The following is a 12,387-nucleotide window of genomic DNA, read 5'->3' as shown; positions in this document are numbered from 1 at the left end:
CCCATGCAGGACACACTCACCCCGATATCCGCCGCGAACTGGGATGCCGATGGCCAGCTGGAAGTGCTGACCTTCGATCTGGCGGGCGAGACCTTTGCGGTCGAAGCGATGCTGGTCCGCGAGATCCTCGATCTGCTGCCCGAGACGATCGTGCCCGGCGCCTCGCCGCTGGTGCGCAGCGTGGTCAACTTCCGCGGCAAGATCATCCCGATTGCCGACCTGCGGCTGGCCTTCGACATGCCCGCAGCCGAAAACACCATCGACAGCCGCATCATCGTGATCGAGATCGCCATCGACGGCGAGCCGACCCAGATCGGCATCCGCACCGACAAGGTGCACGAAGTCGCCACGCTGAACCACGCGGATAGCGAAAAGCCGCCCGTGGTCGGAATGCGCTGGCGCCGGGAGTTCGTCCACGAACTCGTCCGCCAGGCCGGCGGCATCGTCGTGCTGCCCGATCTGTCAGCCATCTTCAATACCAAGTCGCCGGAGAGCGGCACCGCCTATCCTGCCGTGGCAAGTTAGAGAGAGGATCAAGCCATGCGTCCGTATGTTTCCCTGAAGTCGAGTTCGCATTTCGACTATGCCACCGAAGAGGTCCAACGCGTCACGCGTGCCTTGGCCGGGGGAGACAACGCGGCGCGGGCTGACGCGATGAGCGCCACCGGCGGGGCGCGCGCGATGCTGCTCGCGGTCAACGAACTGCTCGACACCGCGCACAGGCCTGTCCAGGCGCTGCGCACCGGGGTGGACCATGTGCTGGCGGAACATGCGCGCGGCGATATCGACGTTGCACTGCGCCCGGCAGATTACCCGGGCGAATTTGCGATGATCGCGCAGACGGTGAACGAACTGGTCGAGGCGCATATTGCGGTCAAGAAGAGCGCGATGGCCTGCATCCAGGAATTTGCCGGCGGCAATTTCGATGTCCCCTTCGAGAAGCTTCCGGGCAAGAAGGCGTTCATCAACGACACCATCGAACAGCTGCGTGGCAATCTGCGCGGGCTGATCCGCGAGATGAACACCATGTCCGCCGAACATGATCGGGGCGATATCGACGTGTTCGTGCCCGTCGGCAAGTTCGAGGGCGATTTCGCCAGGATGGCCGAAGGCATCAACGTGATGGTCGCCAACCATATCGCGGCCAAGAAAAAGGCGATGGCCTGCATCCAGCAGTTCGGTGAGGGCAATTTCAACGCGCCGATGGAGCAGCTGCCCGGCAAGAAGGCGTTCATCAACGACACGATCGAGCTGCTGCGCGCCAATTTCCAGGCGATCATCGGCGAAATCCAGCGCCTGATCGACGCGTCCGCCGCAGGGCGGCTGGAAGAGCGCGGCAATGCCGGCGACTTTCCCGGCGATTTCGGCCGCGTCGTCGGTTCGATCAACGGCATGCTCGATGCCATCCTGCTGCCGATCGCCGAGGGCAACCGGGTGCTCGACCTGGTGAGCACCGGGGCGCTGACCGAACGGGTCGAGATCGAGTGCGAGGGCGACCATCGCCGGATGAAGGATTCGATCAACAACCTGATCGAGAGCCTGACCGGCTTTGCCTCGAACGTCACCGACGCCGCAGCGCAGGTGGCCGCAGGCAGCCAGGAACTCTCGTCGAGCTCCGAACAGGTATCGCAAGGCGCGACCGAGCAGGCCGCTGCCGCCGAACAGGCTTCTGCGGCGATGGAAGAGATGGCCGCGAACGTCAAACAGAATGCGGACAATGCCGCGCAGACCGAAAAGATCGCGCGCCAGTCGGCCAGGGATGCCGAGGTCAGCGGCGAGGCGGTGAACAAGGCCGTCGGCGCGATGCAGACGATCGCCGACAAGATCGGCATCGTGCAGGAAATCGCACGCCAGACCGACCTGCTCGCGCTCAACGCCGCGGTCGAGGCCGCGCGTGCCGGCGAACATGGGCGCGGCTTTGCGGTCGTCGCCTCCGAAGTGCGCAAGCTTGCCGAGCGCAGCCAGGGCGCCGCGGCCGAAATCAGCCAGGTCTCGTCGGAGACCGTCAAGGCCGCCGCGGAAGCCGGCGAGATGCTGAACAAGCTGGTGCCGGACATCCGCCGGACCGCCGAACTGGTGTCCGAGATCAGCGCCGCGTGCCGCGAGCAGGATATCGGCACCGAACAGATCAACGAGGCGATCCAGCAGCTCGACAAGGTAACGCAGCAGAATGCCAGCGCCTCCGAGCAGATCAGCAGCACCTCCGAGGAACTGGCCAGCCAGGCCGAGGAGATGCAGCAGACCGTTTCCTTCTTCCAGCTTGACGAGCGACAAGCCCCCCGCGCCCGGCCCAAGACGCCCAAGCCTGTCGCAGCCAGAACCGCCAGGCCCGTGGGCAAGACGGCAAAGCCCGTCAGGCCCGCCGCTGCCAGGCCGAAGGCCGATAGCGTGGCGCATCAGCAGGAGCGGGTGAAGGGCTTTGCGCTGGATCTGGAACGCGGCGTAGCCGACGATGATGATGCCGATTTTGGAGAGGCAGCATGATCCGGCCTGTCTGACGCCTGACCCCATCCGAATTTTTGACACCCAGTGACCACCCCAGGTGGCGAGCGACCCCGCGCGCCCACCCCATTTGACCGAAGTGAGACTGAACCCATGCGTGCAACCATCAAGGCAAAACTGGCGGGCGCCTTCGCCTTTCTGCTGCTGATCACCGGCATTATCGGTGTTTTCGGCATCACCAACATGTCGACCATCAACGACAAGTCGACCGATCTGGCGAAGAACTGGATGCCCAGCATCGATGCCATCCACCGGATCAACACCGCGACGTCGGACCTGCGGATCAAGCAGTATCGCCATGTCGTTACGACCGACGCAGAGGAAATGCGCAAAGTCGAGGGCGAAATCGATGCGATCGCGAAGGAAATCGAAAAGCAGAGCAGCCGCTACGAAAAGCTGATCTCATCGGACAGCGAACGCGAAATCTACGAGAATTTCGAAGAAAAATTCGCGAGATATCAGCGGACCAGCGAACGCTTCCTCGCTCTGTCGCGCAACAATCAGAATGCCGAAGCCACTGCATTGCTGATCAGCAGCGTCACGCTGTTCGACGGCTTCTCCAACGAGCTGCTGAAGCTCGTCAAGCTGAACGTGGAGGGCGGTGAAAAGGCCAGCATCGAGGGCGACGAAGCCTATGCCGACGCGCGCAACCTGTTCATCGGGCTGCTGGTCGTCGCCATGATCGCGGGCATTGCCGCTGCCATCTGGATCTCGCTGACCATCTCGCGCGGGCTGAAGAATGTGAGCGTCGCCATCGATGCCGTTGCCATCGGCGATCTCGACAAGGATGTCGTGGTCACCACCAACGACGAGATCAAGGACCTGGTCGATACCGTCAACCGCATGACCGCCAACCTGCGCCAGACCGCGGCGCTCGCCGAAACCATCGCGCATGGCGACCTGACCGTGCAGCACACCGCGCTGTCCGATGAGGACAAGCTGGGCCACGCGCTGATCGCGATGGTCGAGCGGCTGCGCATCGTCGTCGCCGACACCACCGCCGCCATCGGCAACGTTGCTGCCGGCAGCCAGGAACTGTCCTCGAGCTCCGAACAGGTCTCGCAGGGCGCGACCGAACAGGCCGCCGCCGCCGAACAGGCCTCGGCCTCGATGGAAGAAATGGCTGCGAACATCAAGCAGAACGCCGACAATGCTGCGCAGACCGAGAAGATCGCGCGCCAGTCGTCCAAGGATGCCGAGATCAGCGGCGAGGCCGTGAACAAGGCTGTCGGCGCGATGCAGATGATCGCCGAGAAGATCGGCATCGTCCAGGAGATCGCCCGCCAGACCGACCTGCTCGCCTTGAATGCGGCTGTCGAGGCGGCGCGTGCCGGCGAGCATGGGCGCGGCTTCGCGGTCGTCGCCTCAGAGGTGCGCAAGCTTGCCGAGCGCAGCCAGGGCGCTGCCGCAGAAATCAGCCAGGTGTCGTCCGACACGGTCAAGGCTGCAGGCGAAGCAGGCGAGATGCTCGCAAGGCTCGTCCCCGATATCCGCCGGACCGCCGAATTGGTGTCCGAGATCAGCGCCGCCTGCCGCGAACAGGACATCGGCACTGCGCAGATCAACGAGGCGATCCAGCAGCTCGACAAGGTGACGCAGCAGAACGCCAGCGCCTCCGAGCAGATCAGCTCGACCTCCGAGGAACTGGCAAGCCAGGCCGAGGAACTGCAGCAGACCATCGCCTTCTTCCGCGTCGACGCAAGCGGCCATGGCCGCGCCGTGCAGAGTGTCCGCCGTCCGGCCAGCGCTCAGCCCAAGCGCACCGCGAAACCCGCCAAGCCCGCCGCCTCCAAGCCGAAGCCCCATAGCGTGGCGCATCAGCAGGAGCGGGTCCAGGGCTTTGCACTCGATTTGACACGAGGCGTCGCAGACGAAGACGACGCCCATTTTGGAGAGGCCGCTTGATGCAATGCCGGTTCCGGACACTGCCGGGACCGGCAAGCCATCACCCATCCTCAACAACCTCTGGCGGCGAGTTACTGCTCACTTCCACTGCGACTGAAGCGAGACTGAACCCATGCGTGCAACCATAAAACTCAAACTGGCATCCGCCTTTGCGGTGCTCCTTCTCATCCTTGTCGGTGTGATAGCCATCGGCGTGATGCGGCTCGGCGACCTCAACACGACGTTCACCAGCGTGATCGAGGGACCGACCGCCCAGCTCGGCCGCGCCCGCGCCATCGACGGCGGCATTTCCATGGTGATCCGCATGGAAAAGAACCTCGTGATGCAGGACAACGAAGCCAAGCGCCGCGACCTCAAGGCTGGCCATGCCGCCAACAAGAAGAAGGTCGAGGAAACGCTGAACCTCGCACTCGACAAGGCCTCCGAAAAGGCCAGGCCGATGTGGACCCAGCTCGCCGATCAGTGGGAAGACCTCGCCGCCACGTCCGACCGTGTCGTGGCGCTCAGCGACAGCGATCGCACCGCCGCAGCCGCGCTGACCATGGGTCTGGGCCGCGAACAGGCAAGCAAGATGAGCAAGACCGCCGAGAAGCTGATCGATTTCAACGAAAAGCAGCTGGCCGCCGCCGTAGCCTCGTCCGACCAGTTCTACGCGGACGCCCGCAACCTGATGCTGACGCTCGGCGTCATTGCCGTTCTCATCACCCTGGGCGCTGCCACCTGGCTGTCGCTCAGCATCTCGCGGGGCTTGGCTCGTGCCGATGCAGCCATGCGCCAGGTGGCCGAGGGCGACCTGACGAAGTTCGCCGAGATCACCACCAACGATGAAATCGCGGACCTGCTTAACAGCGTCAACCTGATGATCGAGCGCCTGCGCGGCGTGGTGGGCGATACCGTTTCGGCCATCGGCAATGTCGCCTCGGGCAGCCAGGAACTGTCGTCGAGCTCCGAACAGGTCTCGCAGGGCGCGACCGAGCAGGCCGCTGCCGCCGAACAGGCTTCGGCCTCGATGGAAGAGATGGCTGCGAACATCAAGCAGAACGCCGACAATGCCGCACAGACCGAGAAGATCGCGCGCCAGTCGGCTCAGGATGCCGATGTCAGCGGTCAGGCGGTGAACAGGGCCGTGGGCGCGATGCAGATGATCGCCGACAAGATCGGCATCGTCCAGGAAATCGCCCGCCAGACCGACCTGCTCGCGCTCAACGCCGCGGTCGAGGCGGCGCGTGCGGGCGAACATGGCCGCGGCTTTGCGGTTGTCGCCTCCGAGGTGCGCAAGCTCGCAGAGCGCAGCCAGGGCGCTGCCGCAGAGATCAGCCAGGTCTCGTCGGAGACCGTGAAGGCGGCCGCCGAGGCTGGTGACATGCTGGGCAAGCTGGTCCCCGATATCCGCCGGACCGCCGAATTGGTGTCCGAGATCAGCGCCGCCTGCCGCGAACAGGACATCGGCACCGCGCAGATCAACGAGGCGATCCAGCAGCTCGACAAGGTGACGCAGCAGAACGCCAGCGCCTCCGAGCAGATCAGCTCGACCTCCGAGGAACTGGCAAGCCAGGCCGAGGAGCTGCAGCAGACCATCGCCTTCTTCCGGGTGGAAGCCAATGCCCGCAACCGCACCGCCGTGGCGCATCGGCCGGTCACGCGCGTTGCCAAGCCCGCAAGATCTTCCAAGCCCGCGCACAAGCCGAATTCGGTCGCGCATCAGCAGGAGCGCGTGCAGGGCTTCGCGCTCGATCTGGAGCGCGGCGGGGTCGATGCCGACGACGCGCATTTTGGAGAAGCCGCATGAACAATCAGCACGAAATCCAAGTGGTCGAATTCGGGATCGGCGAAGAGGTCTTCGCCGTCCCCGTGGGCCTGGTCCGGGAGATCCTGGACCACAAGCCGCCCTTCCAGGTGCCCAATGGACCCGACTATTTTCTGGGCCTGACCGATGTTCGCGGTCAGGGCGTGCCCACGGTGGACCTGCGCGTCCGCCTGGGCCTGCCCGCAGCCGAGCCGACCCTGTCGACCCGCATCCTCATTCTCGACATCCCGCTGGCAGACCGCATGCTCTCGCTGGGCGTGGTCATAGACAAGGTCTTGTCGGTGGCCACGATCGAGACCGCGCGGATCGAGAATGCGCCCGATATCGGCGTCCGCTGGAATTCGGATTACATCACGGGCGTGGTCCGCAACGAGGGCGGGTTCATCGTGATCATCGATGTCGCCAGCATCTTCACCGCGCAGGACGTGCAGCAGCTGCATCCGATGGCGAAGGTTGCCTGATGCTGGATCGTCGGCCCGCCCCCGAACCCCATGCCCGCTGCGGGCCGGAACGCCGGCCCGGCGGTTGCCGTGCCATGGCCAGGGCGAACTCGATGCTGCGCCGCCTGGCTCTCCTCGCCCTGGCCCCGGCGCTCATGGCCCCGGCCGCCGCCCGGGCGGCCGAGGACACCAATGCCTGGGCAGGACAGTTCTTCACGATCAATCTCGACAAGAAGGTCTATGTCCGGCTCGAGGCGCAGGAGCGCTTCACCAATGATGCCCAGCGTCTGGGCCAGCTGCTGCTGCGATCGCTCGCCGGTTACCGGATCAGCAAGAATGTCAATGTCGGGCTCGGCTATGCCTATGTCCGCACCGATCCGGTCGGCCCGGCGCTGCTCGACGAGCATCGCTATTATCAGGAGTTGAACGTCCGGCTGCTGACGACCGAAAGCGGCCTCACCCTCGATTCCCGGTCCAGGCTGGAGCAGCGCACGTTCGAGGACCGCGACGGCACAAGCTGGCGGATGCGCCAATTCGTCCAGCTGCGCGCGCCGATTTCGGCGAACAACAAGCTGGTTGCCTATACCGAGCCCTTTGTCGACCTCAACCGGACCAGTGTCCAGCGCGGCGGCTTGTCGCTGTGGCGCAATTTCGTCGGCGTCTCGATCCCGCTCGCGAGGAATGCCGAGATCGTGCCCGGCTATCTCAACCAGCATGTGTTCCGCGATGGCGACGATCGCACCGATCACACCGCCAATATCAACATCTACGTCACGCTATGAACCAGGAAACGGCCCCGCAAATGTTCCATCGCGATCTGCCTGGCAAAGGAGGAAACTGATCATGGCTGGAGCCACCGCCAGACTTGCCATGCCGGTCACGGACGGCATCAGCCCGCAGCATTTTCGGGCGCTGTCCGCGCTTATCTACAGTGCCACCGGCATCCGCATGCCGCCGTCCAAGACGACGATGCTCGAGGGTCGCCTGAGACGGCGCGTGCGCGACAACGGCTTTGCCAGCATCGCCGATTATTGCGCCTATATCCTGAGCGGCGACGTCTCGCAGGCGGACATGGATGATTTCCTCAACGCGGTGACGACCAACAAGACCGACTTCTTCCGCGAGCGAAACCATTTCGACTTTCTGGTCTCGGACATTCTGCCCGACTACCAGAAGCGCGGTCAGCGCATGCTGCGCTGCTGGAGCGCGGCGAGCTCCAACGGCGCGGAAGCCTATACGCTGGCGATGGTGCTCGACGATTATGCGCGGACCAAGGATGGCCCCGATTACGAGATCCTCGCCACCGACCTCGACACCGAGATGCTGCAGACCGGCATCAGGGGCATCTATCCCGCAGAAATGGTGACGCCGGTACCGCCCGCACTGCGCCGCCGCTATGTCATGGAGCCGAAGGACCCCTCCCGCCGGGACGTTCGCATCGCTGCAGCGCTGCGCAAGAAGGTCAGCTTCGGCCGCCTCAACCTGATGAACGACCACTATCCGATCGGTGCGCCGGTCGACATCATTCTCTGCCGTAACGTACTGATCTATTTCGACAAACCCACTCAGCACAAAGTGGTAACCCGTTTGTGCGAACAACTTCGTCCGGGCGGCTATCTGCTTCTCGGGCATTCCGAATCGATCGCCGGGTTCAGCGGACAGCTCAAGTCCGTCTGCAACACGGTCTTCCAGAAGGTGTAAGCGATCATGGTCCGTCCCAAGATCCGCGTGCTCATCATCGACGACAGCGCCAGCGTGCGCCAGACGCTGACCTCCGTGCTGCAGGAAGATCCCGATATCGAGGTGATCGCCGCAGCATCCGATCCGTTCGCCGCCGCGCGCTACATCAAGGACGAGGTTCCCGACGTCATCACGCTCGACGTCGAGATGCCGCGCATGGACGGCATCACCTTCCTGCGCAAGATCATGGAGCAATGCCCCGTCCCCGTCGTCATGTGCTCGTCGCTGACCGAACAGGGGTCCGAAACGCTGATGCAAGCGCTGGAGGCGGGCGCCGTCGACGTGATCCTGAAGCCGCGCATGGGTGTGGCCGATCATCTGGCGGAATCGCGGATGATGATCCGCGAGACGGTTAAGGGCGCAGCCAGGGCCCGGGTGACGGGGCGCAAGCCGGCCCCTGCCCCGCGCAAGGTCGAGGCGAAGCTGACGGCGGATGCCATGCTGATGCCGCCTTCGGGCCGCGCGATGAGCAAGACCACCGAAATGGTCGTATGCATCGGCGCATCGACGGGCGGCACCGAGGCGCTGCGTGAGGTGCTGATGGCGCTGCCCGCCAATTCACCGGGCATCGTCATCGTCCAGCACATGCCCGAGAATTTCACCCGCGCCTTCGCCAAGCGGCTCGACGGGCTGTGCAATGTCAGCGTCAAGGAAGCGCAGGACGGCGATACCGTGATGCGCGGCCATGTGCTGATCGCGCCAGGCGGCAAGCACATGCTGCTCGAACGCCAGGGCGCACGCTATCTCGTCTCGGTTCGCGACGGACCGCTGGTCTCGCGCCACCGCCCCTCGGTCGACGTGCTGTTCCGCTCTGCTGCGCGCAATGCAGGATCGAATGCGGTCGGAATCATCATGACCGGCATGGGCGATGACGGCGCACGCGGCCTGCTCGAGATGAAGCAGTGCGGTGCGCGCACCTTCGCCCAGGACGAAGCTAGCTGCATCGTCTTCGGCATGCCCAAGGAAGCGATCGCGCGGGGCGCGGCCGACAAGGTCATACCCCTGGGTGCGATCGCCCGCGAACTGCTCCACGCCACCGCCCGCTGAACAAGGACCAGACCCGCAATGCTCCATGCCAGGATCAGCGCAAGCGACGCCAGCCCCGCCGGGGACGCGACGATCAGCGTGCTGCTCAGCCAGATCACGCAAGGTATCGACGCGCGCTTCGTGACCGTGGGCAAGACGCTGGCCCAGGCGGTGGAATCGATCGACGGCATCGTCAGCGCCCTGCGCGAGGCGACCTCGACCTTCCAGTCGGGCGACGGCGCGGCTGCGGTCAGCAATCTCACCACCGCGGCGCGGCGCCTGTCGAGCGTGGGCGACCAGATGCAGGGCCGCGCGCAGGACATGGGCGAGATCCAGCAAGCCTCGCGGCGGTTGTCCGCGCACATTGCCGATGTGCAGAAGTCGCTGCACGTGCTCCATATTTTCGGTCTCAACGTGAAGATCGCCGCATCGGGGGCCGAAACCTTCGTCGACTTTGCCAACACCATGTCGGGCCAGCTTTCGGCGGGCGAGAAAGAGGTCGGCGCGCTTCAGACCAAGCTCGATGGGCTTGCTGCAAGCCTGCGCAGCATGGAGCATAACGACCGGCTGCTCGCAAGCGAATGCCAGCGCGTGGTGCCGCACGTGCCTGATCGGCTGGAGGCCGATGCTGCGGCCCTGCGCAAGCATCAGGCGATGCTGGCGGAGCTCGCCGACAAGAATGCCGTGCTCGCCCGCTCGATCCAGGGCAGCGTCGCCAACGTGCTGGGCGCGATCCAGGTCGGCGACATTGCCCGACAGCGGCTCGAGCATGTGCTCGAAGGCTATGCCGACATGCAGGCGACGCTGGCGACGGCGGGGCTCTCGGCCGAGGACGAGGCGGCAAGCCGCGATCATCTGCTGCGGCTGCTGCTCGCGCAGCTCACCTCCTCTGCGCAGGAGTTCCGCACCGAAACCCAGGCGTTGGTCCGCTCGCTGCGCAGCATGGTGCCCGAGGCCGACCGGCTGATCGCGCTGAGCAAGGGTGGCGGCAGCGAGGACGGCCAGGTGTTCCTGCGCAGCCTGGAAGCCGGCATTGCCGAGGCCAGCGCGATGATCGCGCAGCTGCAGCTTGCCGATGCCCAGGCCGCCGAGACGCTGCGCATCATCGTCGATACCGTGGACGACCTGTCGGGCCGCGCCGCCGCGATGCGCATCCTGCGGATCGAGGTGCAGCAGATGACGATCAATATCGGCCTGAAATGCCGACGGGTGGAGGCGATCGGTCGCCCCGTCGCGGTGATCGCCAACGAGATCCGCGCCAGTTCCGATGCGCTGGACCAGACGATCAAGCAGATCACCGCCGAATCCACCGGGCTGGGCGCGATCTCGCTGCGCATGCGCCAGCATGCGGAGGCGCAGGTGGGGCAGGACAGCGACGGGCTGGCCAGCTCGCTCAGCGCCATTCGCGAGGGCGCTCAGCGCACCGAGCAGGCGATGGCAGTGTCCGAGAAAATGGCCAGCGGGCTGCTCGGGGCGCTGCGCTCGACCACCGACGAGCTCGAGGAAAGCCTCGATCTGGGCGATGCGCTCGAGAGGATCGAGGCGCTGCTGACGATCGAGCTGGGTCGCGACGATCCGCTATCGCTCGAGGGACGTGACGATCAGGTCGTTCGGATGGTGATGGACCGCATGGCGCGCAGCTATACCATGGCGAGCGAGCGGGTGGTGCACGAAGCCTTTTTGCTGCCCGGCATGCCGCGGCTGATTGCGGACAAGCCGCAATCCTCCGCCAGCCATGGCGGCCCAGCAGATGACGACGACGCGTTGTTCGACGACGCGCTCTTCTGAAGTCGTCCAGTTCGATCCCGGTCGCCTGGGGGACAGCTTCGGGGGAGGCTGCAGGTGTCGGGATGCTTCGGTCGGGGGGCCGAAGCGAACCGGCCTCAGGGGGTCGGCACGGTTCGGGGCCGGCGGCATGCTTCCAGCGCATGCCCCCGGCCCCGGACACTCCCGAGAGCTGGGGCGACGTGAAGCGCCGCTTGTGTATCAGCCAGACCGACCGCTCGCCCAGTAGATCCGGCACGGCGGCATGTTGCGCCATATGCGCGCGGTGCGGACTTCGGCAAAGCGCGCGGCCAGCAAGGGCGCGACCGCATCGCGCATCTGATAGGCGATGATCTGGCCCTGCTCACCCAGCGCCTCCACGCTCGAATCGAGGATACGCGCGCCCAGGTCCGGCGCGATCGTGGAAAAGGGAATGCCGGTGACGATGCGATCGACCGGCCCCAGGCCCAGCCGCCGCAGGATCACGTTCAGCGACGCTGCCGATCCGGTGACCGCATGCAAGCGCGGATCGGGCAGGCTTTCCTGCAGATAGCGGGTGAAGCGGTGGCTGGTATCGATCGTCAGCAGCGTGCTGCCAGCCGGCATGCGGCGCAACAGTTCGCGCGTGAAGGGCCCCTCGCCCGGGCCGAACTCGACCACCAGCCGCGCAGCCGAAAAGTCCACGGGATCGAGCGCTGCCCTGACCAGCGCCGCCGATGCGGGGAACGCCGAACCCACGCCCGACGGCGAGCGCAGAAACTCGCGCATGGTCATGCCATGGCCCAGGCCCAGCCGTGCCGCAGCCGCCGATAACCAGTGTCCGCGCGATGACCGAACCGAAAAACCCGCGCCCGCCATAATCCCTCCTGCGTCACAACGGCACAGCAACGCCTACGCATCAGGGCGCATCCGGTTTCAGGCCGGGGCCACCGAAAGCTTGGACCACGACCGATACTAACATTCTGGAAAGCCTCGGTTTACATCTATCATTGCGTCCGCAGACCAGGCGAGTTTCCAGGCCTCCCTGCATGCCAAGGCAGACAAATGACTGGCAGCGATGCGATGCGCGCCGGCTCGACCATCCAGATCGGCGCCTCCGCCTTGGGGGACCCCTTCCCTGCACCTACCGGTATCGTCGATGTCTGCTGCGGCGCACTGCTGCTTACCCCGGAATGCGATGGCCGGCTGCGGAAAGGCAAAGCG

General features: G+C 65.1%; 10 protein-coding genes. 9 read left to right on the top strand and 1 reads right to left on the bottom strand.

Going from position 1 to position 12,387, the window contains the following annotated elements:
* Positions 1–3: 3 nt before the first annotated feature.
* From FG486_RS09255 to FG486_RS09215, 9 genes are all read left to right on the top strand, one after another.
* Positions 4–525 carry a chemotaxis protein CheW gene (locus tag FG486_RS09255; protein WP_066283554.1) on the top strand — a complete coding sequence of 174 codons (522 nt, stop codon included), beginning with the start codon at positions 4–6 and terminating at the stop codon, positions 523–525.
* A 15-nt stretch (positions 526–540) separates the two neighbouring features.
* Positions 541–2,484, top strand: a complete 1,944-nt coding sequence (locus FG486_RS09250; protein ID WP_181267317.1) for a methyl-accepting chemotaxis protein — start codon at positions 541–543, stop codon at positions 2,482–2,484.
* A gap of 111 nt (positions 2,485–2,595) precedes the next feature.
* Positions 2,596–4,407 (top strand): methyl-accepting chemotaxis protein, encoded by a 1,812-nt coding sequence (locus FG486_RS09245; protein ID WP_181267316.1) that lies wholly within the window; start codon positions 2,596–2,598, stop codon positions 4,405–4,407.
* A 112-nt stretch (positions 4,408–4,519) separates the two neighbouring features.
* On the top strand, positions 4,520–6,196 hold the full coding sequence (locus FG486_RS09240) for a methyl-accepting chemotaxis protein (RefSeq protein WP_181267315.1): 1,677 nt from the start codon (positions 4,520–4,522) through the stop codon (positions 6,194–6,196).
* Positions 6,193–6,675 carry a chemotaxis protein CheW gene (locus tag FG486_RS09235; protein ID WP_060979375.1) on the top strand — a complete coding sequence of 161 codons (483 nt, stop codon included), beginning with the start codon at positions 6,193–6,195 and terminating at the stop codon, positions 6,673–6,675. Before FG486_RS09240 ends, FG486_RS09235 begins: the two co-directional genes overlap by 4 nt.
* A 74-nt stretch (positions 6,676–6,749) precedes the next feature.
* Positions 6,750–7,436, top strand: a complete 687-nt coding sequence (locus tag FG486_RS09230; protein ID WP_241695677.1) for a DUF2490 domain-containing protein — start codon at positions 6,750–6,752, stop codon at positions 7,434–7,436.
* A 61-nt stretch (positions 7,437–7,497) separates the two neighbouring features.
* Positions 7,498–8,355 (top strand): CheR family methyltransferase, encoded by an 858-nt coding sequence (locus FG486_RS09225; RefSeq protein WP_066277632.1) that lies wholly within the window; start codon positions 7,498–7,500, stop codon positions 8,353–8,355.
* A gap of 6 nt (positions 8,356–8,361) precedes the next feature.
* Positions 8,362–9,441 (top strand): protein-glutamate methylesterase/protein-glutamine glutaminase, encoded by a 1,080-nt coding sequence (locus FG486_RS09220; protein ID WP_181267314.1) that lies wholly within the window; start codon positions 8,362–8,364, stop codon positions 9,439–9,441.
* An 18-nt stretch (positions 9,442–9,459) separates the two neighbouring features.
* Positions 9,460–11,208, top strand: a complete 1,749-nt coding sequence (locus FG486_RS09215) for a hypothetical protein (protein WP_181267313.1) — start codon at positions 9,460–9,462, stop codon at positions 11,206–11,208.
* A gap of 198 nt (positions 11,209–11,406) precedes the next feature.
* On the opposite strand, the gene FG486_RS09210 is transcribed toward FG486_RS09215, so the two are convergent.
* Positions 11,407–12,042, bottom strand: coding sequence for a class I SAM-dependent methyltransferase (locus FG486_RS09210; RefSeq protein WP_241695676.1), 636 nt, complete (start codon positions 12,040–12,042; stop codon positions 11,407–11,409).
* Positions 12,043–12,387: the final 345 nt, after the last annotated feature.

Origin of the sequence: Blastomonas ursincola (assembly GCF_013607875.1) — a bacterium.
GTDB classification, from domain to species: domain Bacteria; phylum Pseudomonadota; class Alphaproteobacteria; order Sphingomonadales; family Sphingomonadaceae; genus Blastomonas; species Blastomonas ursincola.
The sequence above is the reverse complement of the archived record's forward strand: the minus strand, read 5'-3'. Positions and strand labels throughout refer to the sequence as shown.

Bases quoted from the DNA above. Each gene is read 5' to 3' on its own strand.
- FG486_RS09245 (WP_181267316.1), top strand. From the start codon at position 2,596: ATGCGTGCAACCATCAAGGCAAAACTGGCGGGCGCCTTCGCCTTTCTG.
- FG486_RS09220 (WP_181267314.1), top strand. From the start codon at position 8,362: ATGGTCCGTCCCAAGATCCGCGTGCTCATCATCGACGACAGCGCCAGC.
- FG486_RS09215 (WP_181267313.1), top strand. From the start codon at position 9,460: ATGCTCCATGCCAGGATCAGCGCAAGCGACGCCAGCCCCGCCGGGGAC.
- FG486_RS09210 (WP_241695676.1), bottom strand. From the start codon at position 12,042: ATGGCGGGCGCGGGTTTTTCGGTTCGGTCATCGCGCGGACACTGGTTA.
- FG486_RS09250 (WP_181267317.1), top strand. From the start codon at position 541: ATGCGTCCGTATGTTTCCCTGAAGTCGAGTTCGCATTTCGACTATGCC.
- FG486_RS09255 (WP_066283554.1), top strand. From the start codon at position 4: ATGCAGGACACACTCACCCCGATATCCGCCGCGAACTGGGATGCCGAT.
- FG486_RS09235 (WP_060979375.1), top strand. From the start codon at position 6,193: ATGAACAATCAGCACGAAATCCAAGTGGTCGAATTCGGGATCGGCGAA.
- FG486_RS09225 (WP_066277632.1), top strand. From the start codon at position 7,498: ATGGCTGGAGCCACCGCCAGACTTGCCATGCCGGTCACGGACGGCATC.
- FG486_RS09230 (WP_241695677.1), top strand. From the start codon at position 6,750: ATGGCCAGGGCGAACTCGATGCTGCGCCGCCTGGCTCTCCTCGCCCTG.
- FG486_RS09240 (WP_181267315.1), top strand. From the start codon at position 4,520: ATGCGTGCAACCATAAAACTCAAACTGGCATCCGCCTTTGCGGTGCTC.